The organism is Pseudomonas sp. B34(2017) (assembly GCF_002112915.1).
Classification (GTDB): Bacteria; Pseudomonadota; Gammaproteobacteria; order Pseudomonadales; family Pseudomonadaceae; genus Aquipseudomonas; species Aquipseudomonas pharyngis.
Window position 1 is genome coordinate 679,612 of the sequence record NZ_NEJA01000002.1, and the last position, 19,505, is coordinate 699,116.

Annotated in this window: 20 protein-coding genes; 16 read left to right on the forward strand and 4 right to left on the reverse strand. The window is 56.3% G+C overall.

Going from position 1 to position 19,505, the window contains the following annotated elements:
- The first annotated feature begins 146 nt into the window (after window positions 1–146).
- A complete protein-coding gene (locus CAF80_RS08470) occupies window positions 147–743 on the forward strand; it encodes a paraquat-inducible protein A (RefSeq protein WP_085667158.1) in 597 nt (198 codons plus the stop codon).
- Complete coding sequence (locus CAF80_RS08475; RefSeq protein WP_039772131.1) at window positions 740–1,411, forward strand: paraquat-inducible protein A; 672 nt, start codon at window positions 740–742, stop codon at window positions 1,409–1,411. The genes CAF80_RS08470 and CAF80_RS08475 overlap by 4 nt, the downstream gene beginning before the upstream one ends.
- A 6-nt stretch (window positions 1,412–1,417) precedes the next feature.
- Here the strand turns inward: CAF80_RS08475 and CAF80_RS08480 are convergent, their stop codons facing one another.
- Complete coding sequence (locus CAF80_RS08480; RefSeq protein WP_011333861.1) at window positions 1,418–2,167, reverse strand: SDR family NAD(P)-dependent oxidoreductase; 750 nt, start codon at window positions 2,165–2,167, stop codon at window positions 1,418–1,420.
- Between the two features lie 164 nt (window positions 2,168–2,331).
- On the opposite strand from CAF80_RS08480, the gene CAF80_RS08485 reads away from it, so the two are divergent.
- Together CAF80_RS08485 and CAF80_RS08490 are read left to right on the forward strand one after the other, a co-directional pair.
- Window positions 2,332–3,228, forward strand: coding sequence for a LysR family transcriptional regulator (locus tag CAF80_RS08485; protein ID WP_085667159.1), 897 nt, complete (start codon window positions 2,332–2,334; stop codon window positions 3,226–3,228).
- A 116-nt stretch (window positions 3,229–3,344) separates the two neighbouring features.
- The gene (locus tag CAF80_RS08490) at window positions 3,345–4,337 is read left to right on the forward strand and encodes a zinc-binding dehydrogenase (protein WP_085667160.1); all 993 of its coding nucleotides are present in this window, start codon (window positions 3,345–3,347) and stop codon (window positions 4,335–4,337) included.
- A 6-nt stretch (window positions 4,338–4,343) separates the two neighbouring features.
- Here the strand turns inward: CAF80_RS08490 and CAF80_RS08495 are convergent, their stop codons facing one another.
- Window positions 4,344–5,270, reverse strand: coding sequence for a LysR family transcriptional regulator (locus CAF80_RS08495; protein WP_085667161.1), 927 nt, complete (start codon window positions 5,268–5,270; stop codon window positions 4,344–4,346).
- A 101-nt stretch (window positions 5,271–5,371) separates the two neighbouring features.
- Between CAF80_RS08495 and CAF80_RS08500 the strand changes: the two genes are divergently transcribed.
- From CAF80_RS08500 to phnE, 5 genes are all read left to right on the forward strand, one after another.
- Complete coding sequence (locus CAF80_RS08500) at window positions 5,372–6,211, forward strand: type 1 glutamine amidotransferase domain-containing protein (protein ID WP_085667162.1); 840 nt, start codon at window positions 5,372–5,374, stop codon at window positions 6,209–6,211.
- Window positions 6,212–6,320: 109 nt separating this feature from the next.
- Window positions 6,321–7,172 (forward strand): putative selenate ABC transporter substrate-binding protein, encoded by an 852-nt coding sequence (locus tag CAF80_RS08505; RefSeq protein WP_085667163.1) that lies wholly within the window; start codon window positions 6,321–6,323, stop codon window positions 7,170–7,172.
- Window positions 7,169–7,966 carry a phosphonate ABC transporter ATP-binding protein gene (locus CAF80_RS08510; protein WP_085667164.1) on the forward strand — a complete coding sequence of 266 codons (798 nt, stop codon included), beginning with the start codon at window positions 7,169–7,171 and terminating at the stop codon, window positions 7,964–7,966. The genes CAF80_RS08505 and CAF80_RS08510 overlap by 4 nt, the downstream gene beginning before the upstream one ends.
- The gene (locus tag CAF80_RS08515) at window positions 7,960–8,787 is read left to right on the forward strand and encodes an ABC transporter permease (RefSeq protein ID WP_085667165.1); all 828 of its coding nucleotides are present in this window, start codon (window positions 7,960–7,962) and stop codon (window positions 8,785–8,787) included. The genes CAF80_RS08510 and CAF80_RS08515 overlap by 7 nt, the downstream gene beginning before the upstream one ends.
- The gene (phnE, locus tag CAF80_RS08520; RefSeq protein WP_085667166.1) at window positions 8,784–9,551 is read left to right on the forward strand and encodes a phosphonate ABC transporter, permease protein PhnE; all 768 of its coding nucleotides are present in this window, start codon (window positions 8,784–8,786) and stop codon (window positions 9,549–9,551) included. The genes CAF80_RS08515 and phnE overlap by 4 nt, the downstream gene beginning before the upstream one ends.
- 129 nt (window positions 9,552–9,680) lie before the next feature.
- On the opposite strand, the gene CAF80_RS08525 is transcribed toward phnE, so the two are convergent.
- Window positions 9,681–11,597, reverse strand: a complete 1,917-nt coding sequence (locus CAF80_RS08525; RefSeq protein ID WP_085667167.1) for a UvrD-helicase domain-containing protein — start codon at window positions 11,595–11,597, stop codon at window positions 9,681–9,683.
- Window positions 11,582–13,669, reverse strand: a complete 2,088-nt coding sequence (locus CAF80_RS08530) for an ATP-dependent endonuclease (RefSeq protein ID WP_085667261.1) — start codon at window positions 13,667–13,669, stop codon at window positions 11,582–11,584. The genes CAF80_RS08525 and CAF80_RS08530 overlap by 16 nt, the downstream gene beginning before the upstream one ends.
- 379 nt (window positions 13,670–14,048) lie before the next feature.
- Here CAF80_RS08530 and CAF80_RS08535 point away from each other — a divergent pair, with 379 nt between their 5' ends.
- The 7 genes from CAF80_RS08535 to CAF80_RS08570 all read left to right on the forward strand — a co-directional run bounded on the left by CAF80_RS08535 (window position 14,049) and on the right by CAF80_RS08570 (window position 19,485).
- Complete coding sequence (locus CAF80_RS08535; RefSeq protein ID WP_011333849.1) at window positions 14,049–14,267, forward strand: hypothetical protein; 219 nt, start codon at window positions 14,049–14,051, stop codon at window positions 14,265–14,267.
- Window positions 14,268–14,489: 222 nt separating this feature from the next.
- Window positions 14,490–14,846, forward strand: a complete 357-nt coding sequence (locus tag CAF80_RS08540) for a hypothetical protein (RefSeq protein ID WP_085667168.1) — start codon at window positions 14,490–14,492, stop codon at window positions 14,844–14,846.
- 355 nt (window positions 14,847–15,201) lie between these two features.
- Window positions 15,202–15,561 carry a DUF6124 family protein gene (locus CAF80_RS08545; protein WP_039773181.1) on the forward strand — a complete coding sequence of 120 codons (360 nt, stop codon included), beginning with the start codon at window positions 15,202–15,204 and terminating at the stop codon, window positions 15,559–15,561.
- Between the two features lie 306 nt (window positions 15,562–15,867).
- Window positions 15,868–16,842, forward strand: a complete 975-nt coding sequence (locus tag CAF80_RS08550) for a quinone oxidoreductase (RefSeq protein ID WP_085667169.1) — start codon at window positions 15,868–15,870, stop codon at window positions 16,840–16,842.
- Window positions 16,843–16,878: 36 nt separating this feature from the next.
- A complete protein-coding gene (locus tag CAF80_RS08555; RefSeq protein ID WP_085667170.1) occupies window positions 16,879–17,808 on the forward strand; it encodes a LysR family transcriptional regulator in 930 nt (309 codons plus the stop codon).
- Window positions 17,809–17,942: 134 nt separating this feature from the next.
- Window positions 17,943–18,575, forward strand: coding sequence for a glutathione transferase (gene yfcF / locus CAF80_RS08560; RefSeq protein ID WP_074690835.1), 633 nt, complete (start codon window positions 17,943–17,945; stop codon window positions 18,573–18,575).
- Window positions 18,576–19,125: 550 nt separating this feature from the next.
- Window positions 19,126–19,485 (forward strand): hypothetical protein, encoded by a 360-nt coding sequence (locus tag CAF80_RS08570; protein WP_039773174.1) that lies wholly within the window; start codon window positions 19,126–19,128, stop codon window positions 19,483–19,485.
- Window positions 19,486–19,505 lie beyond the last annotated feature (20 nt).

Genomic DNA, 19,505 nt, shown 5'->3' on the forward strand with positions numbered 1-19,505 from the left:
TCTGCTGCGGGATAGGGGTACCTGAACGTGTGAAACAAGCGCGTGCGGGTTAGTGCCCCCTGCTGGACGAATGGCACCCCGGTTGCCGAATGCCCCAGCGCTTCTATAGTGAAGAGGGTTCAAGCCCTCCTCCCGTCGAGCGCCCCATGGCCAGCACCGATCAACTGATCATCTGCGAGCATTGCGACTGCGTGTACGAAAAAGTCGTGCTGGCCAGACACCAGAAGACCCTCTGCGTGCGTTGCGGCGCCGTGCTCCAGCGCTACAACAACCTGAGCGTGGAGCAACGGCTGGCCCTGAGCTTCACCGCGGCGATGCTGTGGCTGTTCGCCAATTTCTACCCGGTGATGAGCATCAGCATGAAGGGCCTGAAAAACAGCGCGACCCTCTGGGATTCAGTGCTGGCCCTGAGTCAGGGACCGATCACCTTCATGGCGATGGTCGCGGCGATCTCGATCATCATCGCCCCGGCCTTTCAACTGGTGCTGTTGATCTGGGTCTTGAGCTTCGCCCTCGCCTCGCGCCGTTCACCGGGGTTCAAGCTGTGCATGCGCTGGCTGGAAACGCTGCGGCCGTGGAGCATGCTCGAAGTCTGCCTGCTCGGCGCGATGGTGGCGGTGTTCAAACTGGCGGGCATGCTCGACGTCATTCCCGGCATCGGCCTGTTTGCCCTGGCCGTGCTCAGCCTGTTGCTGATCCGCATCGCCGGGCGCGACGTGCGTGAATTGTGGGACATCCTATGAAACGACCACCGACGGCAACCGAACTCAACCTCTGCCTGTGCCACAGCTGCGGACTGGCCTGCGACATGACCGGCGAACCGCACCAATGCCCGCGCTGCGACGCGCCGCTGCACCGGCGCAAGACCAACTCGCTGACCCGCACCTGGGCCTACATGTTCGCCGCGCTGGCGTTTTACGTGCCGGCCAATCTGCTGCCGGTGATGAACACCACCCTGCTCGGCAGCGGCGCCGACAGCACCATCATGAGCGGCGTGCTGGAGTTCTGGGAACACGGCGCCTGGGACATCGCCGTGATCATCTTCGTCGCCAGCATCGCCGTACCGGGGGTGAAATTCGTGGCGCTGACCTTGCTGCTGGTCACCGTGCAACGGGACAGCCATTGGGCGCGCAAGGAGCGTTCGAAGCTGTACCGCTTCGTCGAGCTGATCGGCTATTGGTCGATGCTCGATGTGCTGGTGGTTGCGCTGGTGGCGGCGCTGGTGAAATTCCAGGCGCTGGGGGATATCGAGCCGCGCGTAGGGATTCTGTTTTTCGGCCTGGTGGTCGTGTTCACCATGCTCTCGGCCATGAGTTTCGACCCGCGCCTGATCTGGGATAACGCGCCGGACGAAGAAACGGAAAAACCCCGGCACTCGACTGAACAAGTGCCGGGGCATCAAGCGGTTTGAGTCAGATCAGATCTGCGCGGTGCCACCGTCAACGAACAACTCGATGCCGTTGACGAAGCTGCTGTCATCCGAGGCCAGGAACAGCGCAGCCTTGGCAATCTCGCTCGGCTCGCCCAGACGCCCGATCGGCACGATCGACGCCAGTTGATCGAACAGCCCCTGGGTGTGTTCTGCCGGCACCAGCCCTGCCAGACCTGGCGTACGCACCGGGCCAGGGCTGATGGCGTTGACGCGGATGCGCCGTGGTTTCAGGTCCAGCAACCATGAGCGGGCGAAGTTGCGCACCGCCGCTTTGCTTGCGCTGTAGACGCTGAAGTTCTCCGTGCCCTGCACCGAAGTGGTCGACGAGGTCAGCAAAATCGAGGCGCCATCGCGCAGCAGCGGCAAGGCCTTCTGCACGGTAAACAGCGTGCCCTTCACGTTGGCGTCGAAAATCCGGTCGAAGTGCTCTTCAGTGATCGAGCCCAGTGGCAGCATGTCCCCGCCCCCGGCGTTGGCGAACAGGATGTCGAGGTGCCCGGCCTTGGCGGAAATCTCGCTGTAGATGCGATCCAGATCCTCCAGCTTCGCCACATCGCCCTGGATGCCGATGGCCCGTGGGCCGATGGCGGCGACCGCTTTGTCCAGTTCGGCCTGACGGCGGCCGGTGATGAATACGGTGGCGCCCTGGGCGACGAATTCCTGCGCCGAGGCCAGGCCGATGCCGGTGGTGCCGCCAGTGATCAGTGCGATTTTGCCTTCAAGTCTGTTGCTCATGATGAATCTCCAGTAACCGTTTCGAGGTAAGTGACGGGTCGTAGGTGAGCCGTTGGAAGCGACTTTAGGCCGATCGATTGAATTGAAAAATCAGCAAAATCGGTTTTGTTTGTGCACATACATGCACAATACTCAACCGCATCTACCCCACCGAGTCCGAATCGATGAATCAGTTAATGGCGATCCGCACCTTCGCCCGCGTCGTGGAAAGCGGTTCTTTCACCAAAGCCGCCGACTCGCTGAACCTGCCGAAAACCACGGTCAGCAAACTGATCGGCCAACTGGAAAACCACCTCGGCGTACGCCTGCTGCAACGCACCACCCGCCGCCTCACCGTGACGGCCGACGGCGCCTCTTATTACCAGTTGACACAACAACTGCTGCATCAACTGGACGACATCGATCAAGGCTTCAGCCAGGCCCAGGGGCTGCCGCGCGGCAAGATCCGCGTGGACATCGGCGGCTCGACCGCGACGATGCTGGTGATCCCCGAACTGCCGAAGTTCTTCGAACGCTACCCGGACATCCAGGTCGATCTGGGCGTCAGCGACCGCCCGGTGGACCTGATCAGTGAACGGGTGGACTGCGTGATTCGCGGCGGCCCGCTGACCGAACAAACCCTGGCCGTACGCCGCCTCGGCGAAGTGTCCTGGACCACCTGCGCCACGCCCGACTATCTGCAACGCCACGGCACCCCGACCCACCCGCTCGAACTGGCCAGCCATCAGCTGATCGCCTACCGCTCGGCCTCCACCGGGCGCATCCTGCCGTCGAACTTCCAGCGCAACGGCGAACGCCATCAGATCGAAGGCAAAGGCCTGATCAGCGTCAACGAGAGCAACGCGCACCTGGCGGCCGGGCTCGCCGGGCTGGGGATCATCCACACCTTCAGCTACACGGTCAGGACCGCCATCGAGCGCGGCGAACTGGTGCCGATCCTCGAGGACTGGCGTCCGCCGGCCTATCCGTTTCATGTGCTGTATCCGCCGAACCGGCATTTGAGCAACCGGGTGCGGGTGTTCATTGATTGGCTGGTGGAGCGGTTTGCGCAGGTCGATTGAAGTGCTGCGCGAGCATTGCTGACTTTTACGCAAAACACCTTTGACCCAGGGCCGGTTCTTCTCATGCCCGTTGCCACCGATACTGGCGGCCATTGACAGTCATGGGAAACCGCACAATGCAAACCGATTACGCTGCCTGGGCCTGGACGTCCGGCCAAGGGCTGGATGGCCTGACACTGACCCGCAAACCCCTCGGGCAACCCGGCCCCGGGCAAGTGCTGGTGGCCAACCGCGCCATCGCCTTGAACCCGGTGGACTGGAAGATCATCGAGTGGGGCCATCCTGCCTGGAGCACCGGCCGTGTGCCGGGTGTCGACGGCATGGGCGTGGTGGTCGCAGCCGGCGCCGGCGTGACACTGCAACCGGGCAGTCGCGTGGCGTATCACCAATCACTGGCGAGCGATGGCAGCTTCGCCGAGTATTGCCTGCTGGACGCCGCCACCGTGCTGTCGGTGCCCGCCGCGCTCGATGATGCCGCGGCGGCGTCACTGCCCTGCCCCGGACTGACCGCGTGGCAAGCCGTGGAAAAAGTCCCCGCGAATGGCGCGACCGATGTGCTGGTGATCGGCGCCGGCGGCGCGGTCGGCCTGCTGCTGGTGCAACTGGCGGTACAACGCGGATGGCGTGTCTGGGCGACCGCCTCCGGCGCGCATCATGCAAAGCTCAAGGCCCTGGGCGCAGTCGGCGTATTCGATTACCGCGAACCGGACTGGCAAACCGCACTCGCAGCCAGCCTCGGCGAACGTCGTTTGCACGCCGTATTCGACACGGTCAGCGGCGCTCACGCGGCGAAAATGGCCGACCTGCTGGGCTACAACGGCCATCTGGTGTGCATTCAGGATCGTCAGGAAAGCGCGCCGCTGCCGGCGTTCACCACCGCGATTTCGCTGCATGAAGTGGCATTGAACAGCTTCCACGTCCACGCCAGCCTGCACGATCGCCAGACCTTGCGCCGCAACGGCGAGCACCTGCTGCAAGCCCTGCTCGACGGCAGCCTGATCGGCCCGGCGCTGCAGATGTTCAACTTCAATGAATTGCCCCAGGCCTTGCGCGCCCTGAAGAACGGCGCGGGTGGCGGGAAATGGGTGACGCGTCTGCCCGTCGTTTGAATCGCGTCAGTCGAGGCCTTCCCCAGCGCCTTGACTGACCTCCCGGGTCAAACAATCAATCAGCGCCCGCGCCGAAGCCGACAGCTGCCGGTGCGGCGGGTAGATCACCGAGAACGGTCGGGAGCGCCCGCCCGACTGTTCAAGCAGGCGCACCAGTCGCCCGCTCTCGATCCGTTCGCGGACAATGAAGTCATAGGTCTGGCAGATGCCCAGCCCCTGCTCCGCCAGCGACACAATCCCCAGCACATCGTCGGACACCTGAATATTGGCGCTGGGCAGCCATTCGCGGTCTTCGCCCTGCTCACGGAACAGCCACGGCCCGACGCGCCCGGTGCTGGGCATCACGAACGGCAGGCACGCATGCCGCTGCAAATCGTCGACGCGCTGCGGTGTTCCGGCCCGTCGCAAATAATCCGGCGCGGCCACCACACATAAACCCGCGTCTTCCAGCTTGCGACCGATCAGCCCGCTGTCCGGCAACGCGCCCAGCCGAATAGCCAGGTCGAAGCCTTCGGCCACCAGATCGACGTTGCGATTGCTGATGCTCAACTCAACGCGCACTTGCGGATGCTGCCGGGTGAAACGGGCGAGCATGGCCGGCAAACGATAGTGGCCGTAAGTGGTCGGCACGCTGAGGCGCACGCGGCCGCTGAGTTCGCCGTCCTGTCCCTGAATCGTGCGCTCGGCGTCGTCGATCAGGCCGAATGCCACCCGGGATTGCTCCAGATACAACACACCGGCATCGGTCAGACTCAGGCGGCGCGTGGTGCGCCGCAGCAACTGCACACCCAGGCGCGCCTCCAGCCGCGAAATCGCCCGGCTGACCACCGACGGCGTGGTTGCGAGAAACACTGCACCGGCGCTCAGCGACCCCTTTTCCACCACCGTGACAAACACTTCGACGTCGGCCAGATAATCGAATCGGCGACTCATCTTGATCTCCAGAGAACAAATGCTTTGCTGTGGCGCGAGTTTATCGCCGCGATGAGCATCAATACAGTGAGCCGCACTTTCTTCCACGTTCAGGAATCGCCATGCGCTCAGTTACACGTCTTGCTTTCGCCCTGTCTCTCTCCGTTGCCGCGTTGAACGCCCAGGCGGCCAATGTGCTGGTGGTGCTGTCGGACTCCGACCATCTCGATTTGAAGGACGGTAAGGTCTTCAGCACCGGTTTCTACCTCAACGAACTGATGCAACCGGTCAAGCTGCTGCTCGATGCCGGCCACACCGTGACCTTCGCCACCCCGACCGGCAAGGCGCCGACGCTGGATCGTTCCTCCGACGACAAGATGTATTTCAACAATGACGTGGCAGCCTTGCAGACCCACAAGGCGCTGCTGGAACAACTGAAGATCACCTCGCCCGGTGAATCGCCGGTCATCAGCCTGTCGCGGGTCGAGCAAGTCGGTTACGAGCATTTCGATGCCGTCTACATTCCGGGTGGCCACGCACCGATGCAGGATCTGCTGCACAGCCAGGCGCTGGGCAAACTGCTGAACAACTTCCATCAAACAGGCAAAACCACAGCGCTGGTGTGCCACGGCCCGATTGCACTGCTGTCGACCCTGACGGATCCGACCGCATTCACCCGCCAACTGGAAACCGGCGAAACCACGACGGCAAACAACTGGACCTACGCCGGCTACACATTCACGGTCATCAGCAATCAGGAAGAAGAAATCGCCAAAGGCCTGTTGAACGGCGGCGCGATGAAGTTCTATCCGCAGACGGCACTGGAAAAGGCTGGCGGCGTTTTCAGCAGTAACACGGCGCCGTGGGCCAGCCATGTGGTGGTTGATCGCGAACTGGTCACCGGACAGAACCCGGCGTCGGCCCTGGCCGTGGGCAAGACCCTCGTTGACCGCTTGAAGTGATCTCGGCGCCCTCGCACTTTCACCGTTTCGTCTAACCTGACGTTGCACCCGACGATGATTGCCCATCGACGGGCGCATCGACCTTGATGCCCACGAAACGGAGAATTCCATGCTCAAGCGAACCCTGGCACTGACCGCTGGTCTGGCCCTGTCCCTGTCCGCCGTGCTGGCGCAAGCCGCGGAGGTGTTGAAGGTCAGCGCGATTCCCGATGAAGCCCCGACCGAGCTGCTGCGCAAGTTCGAGCCGCTGGGCAAGTACCTGCAACAGCAATTGGGCATGGACGTGCAGTTCGTCCCCGTGGCGGATTACCCGGCGGTGGTTGAAGCGCTGGCTACTGACCGCCTCGATCTGGCGTGGCTCGGCGGTTTCACCTTCGTTCAGGCGCGGCTGAAAACCGGCAACGCCATTCCGCTGGTGCAACGTGAGCAAGACGCGCAGTTCACCAGCAAATTCATCACTGCCGACCCGAACGTCAAAAGCCTCGCCGACCTCAAGGGCAAGACCTTCGCCTTTGGCTCCGTGTCATCCACCTCCGGCAGCCTGATGCCGCGCTATTTCATGCTCAAGGACGGCATCAAACCGGAAAGCTATTTCAGCCGCGTCGGCTACTCCGGCGCCCACGACGCCACCGTCGCCTGGGTGCAGGCCGGCAAGGTCGACGCCGGTGTGCTGAACGCCAGCGTCTGGCAGAAACTGGTGGACACCGGCAAGGTCGACACCAACAAGGTCAAGGTCTTCGCCACCACCCCGGCCTACTTCGATTACAACTGGACCGTGCGCGGCACCCTCGACCCGGCGCTGGCGGCGAAGATCAAAAAAGCCTTCCTCGACCTCGATCCGGCCAACCCCGAGCACAAGAAAATCCTCGACCTGCAAGCCGCCAGCCGCTTCATCGAAACCAGCCCGGACAATTACAAAGGCATCGAGGAAGCCGCCCGCGCCGCCGACTTGCTGAAATGACGCTGCGCCTCAAACAGGCTTTTCTGCACCACACCAATGGCGTGGAGGCCTTGCGCGGCGTCGATTTACAGATCGAGGCCGGCGAGCAGGTGGCGATCATCGGCCCGTCCGGCGCCGGCAAATCCAGCCTGCTGGACCTGCTGGCAACCGCCATTCGGCCCAGCAGCGGCGACATCGAAGTGCTGGGCGAGCGCGCTTGGCATTTGTCCGCCCGCCAACGGCAACGCCTGCGTGCGCGCATCGGTCTGGTGCATCAGGCGCCGCCGCTGCCGCCCCGGCAACGGGTGGTGACGGCGGTGCTGGCCGGCAAACTCGGCCAATGGAGCCTGGGCAAAAGCCTGATCAATCTGCTGCATCCGCTCGACGTGCCCGGCGCCCGCGCCGCCCTGGCAAAACTGGATCTGGCCGACAAACTCTTCAGCCAATGCCAACAACTGTCCGGCGGGCAATTGCAGCGGGTCGGCATCGCTCGCGTTCTGTATCAGGCGCCGGAGGTGTTGCTGGCGGATGAGCCGGTCTCGGCGATGGACCCGGTGCTGGCCGGGCACACGCTGTCGATCCTGTCGCGCCATGCTCGCGAGCACAACGTCACGCTGGTGGCGAGCCTGCACGCGGTGGAACTGGCGCTGGCGCACTTCCCGCGCATCATCGGTTTGCGCGAAGGGCAAATCCTGTTCGACTGCCCGTCCGCGCAAGTCAGCCGCGACATGCTCGACACCCTCTACGCCAACGAACAACTGCAATCCCCGGCGCCCGCCGTCACCCCGCTGATTGTGCAGATTCCGCGATGCTGAGCGCCGACACCCGCGATCCCGCCGCGCTGCCCCGGTTGCTGCTGACCGGGCTGGCGATTGCCTTGCTGTGGCCCGGCATTCAGCTCAGCGAGCTGGATCTGGGCGTGCTGTTTCACGCCGACAGCCAGAGTGAAATGGGCCGCTTCGTGTCGATGTTCTGGCCTCCGGCCCATGACCGCGAGTTTCTGCAATTACTGCTCAAAGCCACCCTGCAAACCCTGGCCATCGCCACCGCCGGCATGGCCCTGGCCCTGCTATTGGCGGTGCCGGCCAGCCTGCTCGCCAGCCGCGCCCTGTCGCTGACCGCCGCCTCCCGCAGCGGCCGCCCGAGCCTGTTGGGTCGCCTGCTGCGCTGGCCGGTGCGCGGGCTGCTGATCTTCCTGCGCAGCGTGCCGGAAATCGTCTGGGCGCTGCTGTTCGTGCGCGCCGTCGGCCTCGGCCCGGCGGCGGGAGTGCTGGCCATCGCCATCACCTACAGCGGCATGCTCGGCAAGGTCTACGCCGAAATCTACGAATCCACCGACCAACGCCCGGCCCACGCCCTGCTCCAGGCCGGCAGCGGCCGCCTCGCCAGTTTCGCCTACGGCGTACTGCCCAACGTCGCGGCGGAACTGCTCTCCTACACCGTCTACCGCTGGGAATGCGCCATCCGCGCCTCGGTGGTCATGGGCTTCGTCGGCGCCGGCGGCCTCGGCCAACAGATCGACCTGTCGATCCGCATGTTCGCCGGCGGCGAAGTCGCCAGCATGCTCCTCACCTTCCTCCTCCTCGTCCTCGGCGCCGACCAACTCAGCCGCCTGCTGCGCTGGAGGCTGGTATGAAACGCCTGATCAATTTGGTGCTGATTCTCGCCATTTTCGCGGCCGTCATTGCCTCATTTGCCTACCTCGGCCTTGATCTTGAAGAACTCGGCAGCGCTACCAGCGTGAAACAGATGGGCTTGTATGTGGCGCGATTTCTCAGCCCGGACCTTAGCGCTGACTACCTGACAGCCATCCTGCGCGGGTCGATGGAAACCCTCGCGATGTCGGCCCTCGGCACCCTGCTCGCCGCTGTGCTGGGCCTGTTATTGGCCCTTCCCGCCGCCGGCCGATTTGGCTGGTTTTTTCAGAGTGCCGCGCGTCTGGTGCTCAATGCACTGCGCGCGATTCCTGAATTGGTGTGGGCTGCGTTGATGGTGCTGGCGGCTGGGCTTGGGCCGAATGCCGGGACACTGGCACTGGCTCTGCACACCACGGGCGTGTTGGGACGGTTGTTTGCTGAGGCGCTGGAGAACACGCCGCCGGAACCGGCGGATGCGATTCGGTTGCAGGGGGGGAGTCCGGTTTTGGCGTTCTGCTACGGCACGCTGCCGAACCTGGCGCCGCAGTTGCTGGCGTACTGTTTGTATCGGTGGGAGAACAATATTCGGATGGCCAGCGTGCTGGGGTTTGTCGGGGCTGGGGGGCTGGGGCAGATGTTGTATGTGAGCTTGAGTTTGTTTCAGGAGGCTCAGGCGGGGACGGTGATTTTGGCGATGTTGGTGCTTGTGTGGGGGGTGGATTGGTTGAGTGCTTGGAGTCGGGGGCGGTGGGTTAAGGCGTAAGTCGTTGCAATCAAATACCTCTATCGGGGGTTGTCAGAAATATAGGCCGTTGCTCTAAGAACTTCGGCCTTTTAGCAATTTTATACTGCTTACCCACTAAATCGAGCACTCCAATCTGACGAACTATTTTTATTTATCCAAATCAATCACATTATTCTCACCGAATAACTTTTGCGCCTTTTCTATAACGGCATTTGATGGCTCCGGATAAAAAAAAGCAAGATTCTTCTTAGCACGAGTACAGCACACATATACAATTTTACTAGTGCGCGCTATAACGGTATCCTTACCATCGCCAGTGAAGAACGCTTCGAAGTTATAGTTATTCCACCTTCCATTATCCATAACTACCAGTACATTATCAAACTCGCGCCCTTTGGTTTTGTGCTGGGTCGAAAAAGGCGTCTTGCCATCTATATATCTATATAGACTTTGAAACTCTGAAAAATCCAGATCACAAACTTGCGCATAGACATAAAACCTTTGCTTTATAAAATTCTCCAGCCGATCATCTTTTCTAACCAAACCTTTTCTATGCGCTTGCTCTATAACCTCTCCGATTGTTTTACCTTCCAAACTAGCTAAATTCCTAATTTCCTCTCGAAGGTTAAATTTGTCTTTCTGAGAGACTATTTTTAGATCCGTTGCCCTCATAAATTCATTAAAGCTATCTTCTTGGTAAAGCTTAATTAGCGTCTGAATTCTATGAACATGCTTAATCAAACTGTCCCGAGTCGTCCCTCCTCCACCGAGCATGCTTTGATCTGCTTTCTGATCATCAATAAGCATATCTTTGTCAATGTATATTGAAGTCAAATCGAGAAACTGTTGCGACAATGCCAAACGGAAAGATTCAGAATATTTATCAAAATATTCAACCTGACCATCCGTCGGACGCACTTTCTTCAGCTCATTTCCGACCTTACCTTTTTCCAAATCTGCAATTACCTCCTCCAAGGTCTTACCTTCTGGACAGTATTTTGGGACAGTAACTTTAATGAGGGACCTTAGTCTATCCACATATTCTAAAATTTTGTCCCCGTCATAAACCCTCATCAGCCCAGGAAAACCAGCCTTTGTGGCAATCAAGTTATGAGTAAGGTTCAACTCCTTTGTAAGCAAAGGCGAATCGTCCCACCGTAAATAGTCTCTTACAACTTCAACATTGGATTTTTTTGAGTGAAAAAACCTTGCGGTGCCAATTATTGGCTTGCCATCTTCCATATTTGGAGCAGCGTGATCATTAGAAGGTTCTTGGACAAGCCCATCAGTTCGAAACTCATTCGCCAGACTTATTACTGAAACGGGATTCCTTCTATTTTGCTTTTTTATAATTTCCGTAACTCTGGTTTTGCCAGTACCTTTGTAGGCGTCAAGATCTCCGATACCTTTATCATAAATCGATTGCATTGCATCCCCAAAAAAACCTACGGTGTTGCGTCTATCTGTACACGCAAGGTGCTCAAGCAGTATTTCCACAACAAGGGGGCTGGTATCCTGATATTCATCAACCAAAATAAATTTAAACTTATCATTTATTATCCTGCATAGCTTTGGATATTTTGAAAACATTGCATGAGCCAATACAGGAATTTGATCATGAGAAACAACCCCTTTTCTCAGCTTTACATACTCTTTATATTCAACATCCCCATCGATAGACTCAACCCTGTCAGGCTCCCCATTATCCAAAGTCACTTTAAATAATTTTTGGCCATCATCATTAATCAGAAAAATCAGTGTTTCTTTTAGCTCTACTTGAAAATGTTTGATACTCGACCATAGGAAATCGTGAATAGTTGAAACAGAAAGATTTTCATGACTGGCCCTGTGCTCGACCTCTTGCGCAGCAGCATTTGTATAAGTAATGCAAGCAATTTCGGCAAGAGGTTTCTGTTCGATAAGACCAGAAATCGTTTCAACCAGTGAAAAGGTCTTACCACTTCCAGCGCCGCCACTTAGTAGGAAATTTTTACCTTCCCTAGTAGCTGCAAGAATTTCATCTGTCTCCTCACTGTATTTATTCTCCATCAATTGCGCAGCCATTCTAATCCCTCCTGGATATATGCAGGCGTCTTCCAGTTTGAAAATTCTGAACCTTTAGATGGAACGCTATTTAATAGAATATCAATAGCTAAACCAGCTTTTTTATCTACAGCCTTCTCTGCAAACTCATAAGGAGTATAAGTTCCATTCACATACAGTTCAAAATGCTTCGCAACGAGCGAAGGAAACCTAGCGGAGTCATTACCTAAGAATTTTTTATTAATACTAAAAAATGCATCTTCAAAACTTCTCCCACGATAGCCCTCCTCTTCAGTCTGAAATCCGACAAACAAATCTCCCTGCTTGTTAGGTGTCCACCCCTCCAAATAAGACAATATTTTATTATCCTTTTCCAAATCGAGGAAAAACTTAATATCTTCCCTTTTCTTCCCATAGAAAAAGCAAAGTGCATTGTTAGAGGTATGATCAGTTCCCGGATCGAGCGGCGGGCATTTTTTAGTTACTCTTTTTTCCACACTCTTTCCGTCGGACTCCACGGTAGTTTTCCCGGTATCAATATCAGTAAGAATGAGTGTTTTTATCCCGACAAGACGGAGAAATTTTTCAAATATCTGAGAGTGAGCACCGACTTCGACGAGGGAAATATTCTGCGACAACAAAGGAGCGACGCCTTCAATGGGATACTCTTGATCTAGTTTTTTCATCATAGCGGGAAGCAATATTTTTTCTGTATCTCCCTCCACCAAAATAACCTTATCCGCGAAAAACAATTCCGCGCGATGCAAGGTCAAATATTGCTTTAGAAATCGAAAATGCCCAGCTCCTTCCTCATCATGCGCTTTAAAGTAATCATCCTTCAGGCTTTTCAGACTTTTACAAAGCACTTCCCCGCCAGATTTCTTCATGTATTTTATGTCGTCAAAATCACATTCAGCGACAATATGCGAAGAATGCGTACTTATCACAGTCTGAAGATTTACGTTTACTCCATCCTCTCGCTTTATTCCTTCCGCCAAAAGCGCCTTGATATTTTTAATAAATACGTATTGCATTTGAGGATGGGTATGAGCTTCTGGCTCCTCAATGAATAGTATATTTATGGCGGCAGGCCTTTGATTCAGTGCTCGCCTAAAGGACGTCATCAGCAAATCAATCTCGAAAATCATGCTGATCAAATTCATATAGCCTAAACCATTAAAATGCTCAGGCAAATCGTGATTTTCATGTCGATAAAGGACAGTAGTATTACCCTCAAGCAATTCCCTGTGCTGTAAAGTTGACGAAATAGTCAACGAAGTTTCCGCGTGAGAAATACCACCAAACCTCTCCACGCTACCGAGAAGCTTAGCAAACATACTCTGGTAGACCGCACTCAAATCCTTATCAGTACTCCTCAACTTCTTCTTGAACAAATTTACAGTTTCTTTCTGCTCTTCAGTTTCATCCGTTCTTTTATAAATTTTAGCGGTTTGCACCGAGAGCGTTTTGTCGTTATCCTTATTTGTCACACTTCTCTTCGCGCTAATCGATCTAAATGACAACACTTCTTCAAGCGAAATTTTCTCTTTTGACAAATCCGTATATTTAGAAAAGTCGCCACTGAGGTAGCTTTTACGAACAACACCACCAAAATATTTTCCGTGTTTCTCCGAGATATAAAGCAGCGCATCGTTATCATAATTATCTTTATCTTCCTGATACGCACTACAGAAAGAAACAAGTTGAGAGTGAGATAACTTATACTCAAATCCCAAATTAATTAAATTATCTTCCGGATCAAGACTCATGATAAGTTCCGAAACCTGACCCAGATCATCCTGTTCATTATATTTTATTACCATCCTTAAGTGCATACCGATAGAAACATACTCTTCCTCTGTGGGAATTGGCTTTTCTCCTGACACTAGCTCGCGAAGCCTTTCCCTTAGATTTATATTAAAATCATCAATGGAAATTTTAGTACTCTCAACGACAAACTTCTCAAATGCTGACAATAGAGACGTCTTCCCCGAGTTGTTTTTCCCTATTACCAGCGAAAGTTCACTCTCCAGTTCCAACGAAAAATTCCGTAGAAGCCGATAGTTTAAAATTTCAACTTTTGACACTTTCATTGTGCGCACCACCACCATTAAATAGAATTCTTAACCTTATGAAAAAAACGAGAACCCCGTTAAATACCTGAAGGCTTTTTCTTTTTTACATTTTCAACATCCTTTGTTACCTAAAACTCATCACAGTTGATCCAAAGTCTTGTCATTTTTTTTCAAACTCGCTCGTCATTCATCGCTCCCTAGACAATGTAGTCATTGAGGTATAGCTCAATGCCATCAAAATGCATACGCAATACACGCTGGACGAGCGAATCAGGAAATTTTGTACTGGCCAGTTATGAGAGCCCCTTCTCTTGCCCCATGAAGGCAATGTGATAGCATGCGTTCGCTCCCCCCGGAGAGGGGGAATTTTTCTACATCCCGCAAGGAATATGCCCTCGTGAAAGACTTCGTCATCAGCGTCAACAACACCGTCCTCTATCTCTCTCTGGCATTCATCTGGCTGGTCGCTATCGTCGCGATTTTCACCAGTGGGTTCTTGCCGGCGCTGGGTATCTTCGTGGCCGGCACCCTGTGCTGGTGCATCATTTCCGGCTTCTGGTTCGTCCAGTCGGCGACCTACGAAGAACTGCGCAAGCTGAACGCCAGCAAAAATTGAAACATCAGGGTGGAGCCGTAAGTGCCCCGCCCTACCCTGAGCGCTTGGTTCCACGCCAAGCGCTCTCGCCCACCGCGGATGGCTCGCATAGATCCCGCTTTTTCCGAAATCCTAAAAATCCCGCCGTTCCCTTTCTGCCAATAAAGCCCAGTACTATCTTTCAAGAAATATCCCCGTCCCTTGTCCCCATCCACTGAGTGGTGAACTAAAGGAGTTCTGGTTTTGGGACATCTTCTGACTGAGCCGCAGCTGACCGACATCAGAGCCGCACTCTCCTGGCCTTTCAACGATTTGCCGGTCGAATACGATTACATAGCGGCGGAGGTCAGAGGCATCGATCCTGACGTGCTCTACGAAATCCTTTATTCAGAGGTCGCGCCGGTGTGCTTCACCAACCTTGTGGCTGCTGTGCCTCCGGTATGGACTGGCTTTGATCCAGACTCGCTCAGGGTAATGATCGAGGAAAGGCTGGCAGCGAGGGAGAACAGTTGGTTTCGCAGGCAGTTCGATAAGGCGTTGGTTCGCTGGCTGCAGTACAACTATGGCTACATCTGGAAGGAGATTTCTTCCAGGCTTTGAGCTCTTAAACATCTCCGTTTAAAGCAACTCGCCGTAACTTCCCCAAGGCTACAACGCCTTGCGTCATTGCCTACGACTACGCCAGAATCCGCCGGCTTGTGCGTCTACGACGCGGGTCTTATCGTTTCCCGGTCACTGAAAAATAGTGATGGGGTTTGGTAGCCCCGGATTATCGTAGGTTGCATAAGCATCATGATGTGCAGTGTCTGAAAGGCTCCGCGTCATGGTGGTCATGCACAGGGCGTCCTCGGGCGCGCCGGTTCCTACGTCCCGGTCTACCAACCTGAGCATGGCCGCCACCCATCGTTTGGTAGCGAGAGTGTCGGCTCCCATTTGACGATGTAGGAGTTTCACCATGATCAAACCAACACCCAACCCACCCGAAACCGACCCAACCTCCCCCTACGAATCCCCAAACTCCAAAAAACTCCACGACGCCGCCGAGCGCGCGCTGGATCACTACCTCTTCCCCGCCGCCGGGATCATGTCGTCCTTGAACGAGCCCGAGCGGATGTACCTGGCCAATCCGAAATTCAACACTGAATGCCTGCTGGCCAACGCCAGCGAAAACCTCGGTGCGGCGAGTGAGATGCTGAGTAATTTCGCGGCCACGCTCGATCCGTCGCATCGCAAGACGGCGATCGGTATTACGCAGATCGTGATGATTGCCGAGCTGGCGGTGAATCAGGCGCTGGATCACGTCGAGGTCGCGTAACCCGGCGATGGCTGTAGGAGCCGTTCGCGGCGGCTTCTACAGCGCGACTAATTGAGTCTCCCGTTGCAGGAAAAAGTGAGGCTCAAGAGGTTATGGAATGCAAAACAGCCCGGGCCGACACCCTCGTCAACGACGAAGGCGTCGGCCCGGGCTGTTTGCGTTTCAGTAAAGGGCGTTGAATTCGAACCACGAGGCCTTGATCCAATTGCTGCATTAAATGCACATATGAACTGCAATCAACCCAACTAGTGCTCCCTGAGCAGGCCTTTAGACTCTCCCCACGATCAACGTAAGGGAGCGTTCAACATGGTCACCACCGCCGTCATCCACCAAACTGGCGAGCCTCAAGTCATTCAGCTGGAGCAATCCACCGCGCAAACACCCGGCCCCGGCGAGGTCTGGCTTGAGCAGTTCGCCATTGGCGTCAACCCGCTCGACTTGAGCCAACGTTCCGGTGCTGCGCCGTTGGCGTTGCCTTCCGGGTTGGGGCTTGAAGGCGCCGGGCGGGTTGTGGCGGTGGGGGCCGATGTGACGAACGTGGCCGTCGGCGACCGGGTCGCTTATGCCACGGGCCCTATCGGCGCCTATGCCAGCGGCCGCCTCTACCCGGCCAATCGGCTGGTGAAGATCCCCGACAGCCTGAGTTTCGAGGACGCGGCGGCAGTGCTGTTCAAGGGCATTACCGCGCAGTATTTGCTCAAGTCCACTTACCCGGTCGGGCCGGGTTCGACGGTGCTGATCTACGGCGCGGCCGGTGCGTTGGGGCAGATCATGGTGCCGTGGGCGAAGCATTTGGGGGCGTTGGTGATTGGTGTGGTGTCCAGCGCCGAGAGTGTCGAGCGGGCCCGGTTGGCGGGTTGTGATGAGATGTTGGTGTTCGATGCGGCGACGCTGGCCGACGCGGTGGTCGACCTCACCCGGGGCAAGAAAGTGGATGTGGTGTACGACCCGATTGGCCGGGTGTCTTTCGAGGCGTCATTGAATTGCCTGCGCCCGCGCGGGTTGCTGGTGTCGTTCGGCATGGCGTCGGGGGCGCCGGCGCCGGTCGAGATCAGCACCTTGAATGCCAAGGGTTCGCTGTTCCTGACCCGACCGTCCCTCGCCGCCCACACCGCCACGCCGGAGGAATACCAGCAGCGTGCAAAGGACGTGTTGCAAGCGATTGACGCCGGTATCATCCAGCCCAATGTCGGGCGTCGTTATCCGCTGGCGGACGCCGCCCGGGCCCATGCCGATCTGCACCGGGGCGGTTTGCCGGGGGCGGTTGTGCTGGTGCCTTGAGTCTTTTTTCGGGTCATCCACGAGGGTTGTCGTTGCATGGATCTGTTCGATAGCCGTCAGGCCGATGAAGTCGCCACCCTGCTGGCCCTGGCCGAGCACGGCTCGTTTGCGGCGGCGGGCCGGACGTTGCAGCGCCATCCCTCGGTGCTGTCGAAACGGCTCAGCGCGCTGGAGTCGCGGCTGGGGGTGCGGCTGATCGAGCGCACCACCCGGCAATTGCGTTTCACCGATGAGGGGCAACGGCTGGTGGCGCGGTTCGGGCATGCGGTCAGCCTGATCGCCGAAGCGGAGCAGGATGCGCGCGAGGGTGCCGCCGAAGTTCGCGGGCGTTTGCGCATCGCCCTGCCGGCCGCCATGGGTCGGCTGTGGCTGGGCGATATCGTTTCGGCGTTTGCGCTGGCCCATCCGAACGTGGCGTTGGAGGTTGAATATGCCGAGCGCTTCGTCGATATCGTCGCCGAGGGTTTCGACGCGGCGATCCGCATCGGCGAGCTGGCGGACAATCGGCTGGTGGCGAAGAAGCTCTGCGATCACCGCCGAATCCTGTGTGCCGCGCCCTCCTACCTTCAACAGCACGGCGAGCCGAAAACGCCGGCGGATCTTGCCAATCATCATTGCCTGGGGTTTACCGGGTTGCATTCGTATCCCGAATGGCGACTGACCCGAGGCGACGAGAAACACACTCTGAAAATCCGCAGCCGACTGGTCAGCAACGACAACGAAGCGCAGCTGTGTGCCGCGCGCATGGGCGTGGGGATTTTGGCCGGCGGCGACTGGCTGATGACCAAAGACCTGCGCGAGGGGCGTCTGGTGCGGGTGCTGCCCGAGTGGCAACTGGATGCGGACACGGGGGTTTATCTGGTGCGGCCTTCGGCGCGGTTCAACACGGCGACGACTACGGCGTTCAAGGACTGGATCGAGGGGGCGTTTGCTGAAGGTGCGCCTTGGGTGACGCTTGCCCGCTGATTTGCAAACCGTGATGGGAAATCGTGTCGGCCCTTTTTGCCCATTCCTGATGGGAATGCCCCCATAAAAAACATGAATTTTATTTAAAGCGCTCAATCTTTTAGCGTGGCCATTCTGCATATGGAGATGACGCTATGAATGACTCAAGCCTGCGCCTTTACGTCGATGCTCAATTCACCAGTCCCTACGCAATGTCGTGCTTTGTGGCCCTTCGAGAAAAGGGAATCGAATTCGAAATAAGCACCTTGGATCTGGACAAACTGGAGAATCAAGCCAGCGATTACGCCCGTCTTTCGCTGACTCAGAGAGTCCCCACCCTCGTGCATGGCGACTTTGCGTTGTCGGAGTCATCGGCGATCACCGAATACCTGGAAGATGTGTTCCCCCAGACACCTGTTTACCCCCAGAACCCACAAAAACGCGCTGCGGCGAGACAAGTTCAAGCGTGGCTACGCAGTGATCTGCTCCCGATCCGACAGGAGCGCTCTACCCTTGTCGTGTTCTATGGACAGAAATACGGACCGTTGTCAGCGTCGGCTGAGGCTGCCAGGCAAAAGTTGGTTGAGGTCGCTCAATGGCTGCTGACCGACAATCCGGATTACCTTTTTGGTGAATGGTCGATCGCCGACGTTGATCTCGCCTTGATGCTGAACCGATTGATACTCAACGGGGACACGGTGCCGGCTCAACTGGAGGATTACGCTCAACGCCAATGGCAGCGCCCGACGGTACAAGAGTGGATTAAGCTGGAACGACCTCGAATTTAGCGGTACTAAAAATGGGGACAGATTTACTTTTCAGAAAATAAATCCGTCCCCTTTTCTCTTGCGTCCCCTTTTCTGTCCCCTTTTCTCGCCACGCTCAGTTCGGGAAGGATTTCTCACTCAGCCCGCGCACCGACGCGGAAATCACCGCCCGCGCCGAGGGGATGGCGGACATGTTCAGCGCTTACATGATTGCGCTGAACGCCAGATGAAGTTCGCTTTGCACAACCATAGCTTGCCAATACCGAAATTCTGGTCTGCAGGATTGATATTTAAATACCAATGCACGCCCCCCCACATTCTGATCAGTTTGTTACAACAAGGCTTTCTTTCACTTGGATATAACTATTAATCATAAGTATAAAATATTTTCCTCAGCCATTTACCCCACCATTCATTTGACAAGGAGAATACTGTCTAATACTGTTCATCCGCTTTGTACGATATCGGCATGCAGTCATGGCTGGAAACTCTACACAGGGATCGCATTGCCTTTTGCCAAGTCGCAAGCATATTAATACATGCGCAACCAACGACAAATTGGAGAGATAGAATGGAATCTCAGAAATGCGAAGTGGTCATTAGTGGAGAGCGTGAAATTGACAAGCCTGTTGTTGCATTAACCAACTGCGAGGTTGTCTTTTCCAGCAAGGATGAACTTGACCGGTGTATCATCGCCGTCAAAGAATCTGATAAAAAGCTGGCTGCACGCCCGCTGGAATCGGTTCTTTATGACTGGCAAATGATGACTGTCGTCAAAGGACTGACTATGTTTTTCGGAGTGAGGTGGTATGACCGCGAATACTTCGACAAAAACCGAGACATCTACAAGAACCAGATGCATGGACACTTGTTTTCGAAATTTGGCGTTAGTGCGGAAAGTTTTAACGTCAAGCACTTCGTAGCAGGTTAGCCTGACGCATGAGATCTGCA

Bases quoted from the DNA above. Each gene is read 5' to 3' on its own strand.
- CAF80_RS08480 (WP_011333861.1), bottom strand. From the start codon at position 2,167: ATGAGCAACAGACTTGAAGGCAAAATCGCACTGATCACTGGCGGCACC.
- CAF80_RS08490 (WP_085667160.1), top strand. From the start codon at position 3,345: ATGCAAACCGATTACGCTGCCTGGGCCTGGACGTCCGGCCAAGGGCTG.
- CAF80_RS08555 (WP_085667170.1), top strand. From the start codon at position 16,879: ATGGATCTGTTCGATAGCCGTCAGGCCGATGAAGTCGCCACCCTGCTG.
- CAF80_RS08500 (WP_085667162.1), top strand. From the start codon at position 5,372: ATGCGCTCAGTTACACGTCTTGCTTTCGCCCTGTCTCTCTCCGTTGCC.
- CAF80_RS08495 (WP_085667161.1), bottom strand. From the start codon at position 5,270: ATGAGTCGCCGATTCGATTATCTGGCCGACGTCGAAGTGTTTGTCACG.
- CAF80_RS08545 (WP_039773181.1), top strand. From the start codon at position 15,202: ATGATCAAACCAACACCCAACCCACCCGAAACCGACCCAACCTCCCCC.
- CAF80_RS08510 (WP_085667164.1), top strand. From the start codon at position 7,169: ATGACGCTGCGCCTCAAACAGGCTTTTCTGCACCACACCAATGGCGTG.
- CAF80_RS08525 (WP_085667167.1), bottom strand. From the start codon at position 11,597: ATGGCTGCGCAATTGATGGAGAATAAATACAGTGAGGAGACAGATGAA.
- CAF80_RS08470 (WP_085667158.1), top strand. From the start codon at position 147: ATGGCCAGCACCGATCAACTGATCATCTGCGAGCATTGCGACTGCGTG.
- yfcF (WP_074690835.1), top strand. From the start codon at position 17,943: ATGAATGACTCAAGCCTGCGCCTTTACGTCGATGCTCAATTCACCAGT.
- CAF80_RS08515 (WP_085667165.1), top strand. From the start codon at position 7,960: ATGCTGAGCGCCGACACCCGCGATCCCGCCGCGCTGCCCCGGTTGCTG.
- CAF80_RS08475 (WP_039772131.1), top strand. From the start codon at position 740: ATGAAACGACCACCGACGGCAACCGAACTCAACCTCTGCCTGTGCCAC.
- CAF80_RS08550 (WP_085667169.1), top strand. From the start codon at position 15,868: ATGGTCACCACCGCCGTCATCCACCAAACTGGCGAGCCTCAAGTCATT.
- CAF80_RS08485 (WP_085667159.1), top strand. From the start codon at position 2,332: ATGAATCAGTTAATGGCGATCCGCACCTTCGCCCGCGTCGTGGAAAGC.
- phnE (WP_085667166.1), top strand. From the start codon at position 8,784: ATGAAACGCCTGATCAATTTGGTGCTGATTCTCGCCATTTTCGCGGCC.
- CAF80_RS08570 (WP_039773174.1), top strand. From the start codon at position 19,126: ATGGAATCTCAGAAATGCGAAGTGGTCATTAGTGGAGAGCGTGAAATT.
- CAF80_RS08505 (WP_085667163.1), top strand. From the start codon at position 6,321: ATGCTCAAGCGAACCCTGGCACTGACCGCTGGTCTGGCCCTGTCCCTG.
- CAF80_RS08530 (WP_085667261.1), bottom strand. From the start codon at position 13,669: ATGAAAGTGTCAAAAGTTGAAATTTTAAACTATCGGCTTCTACGGAAT.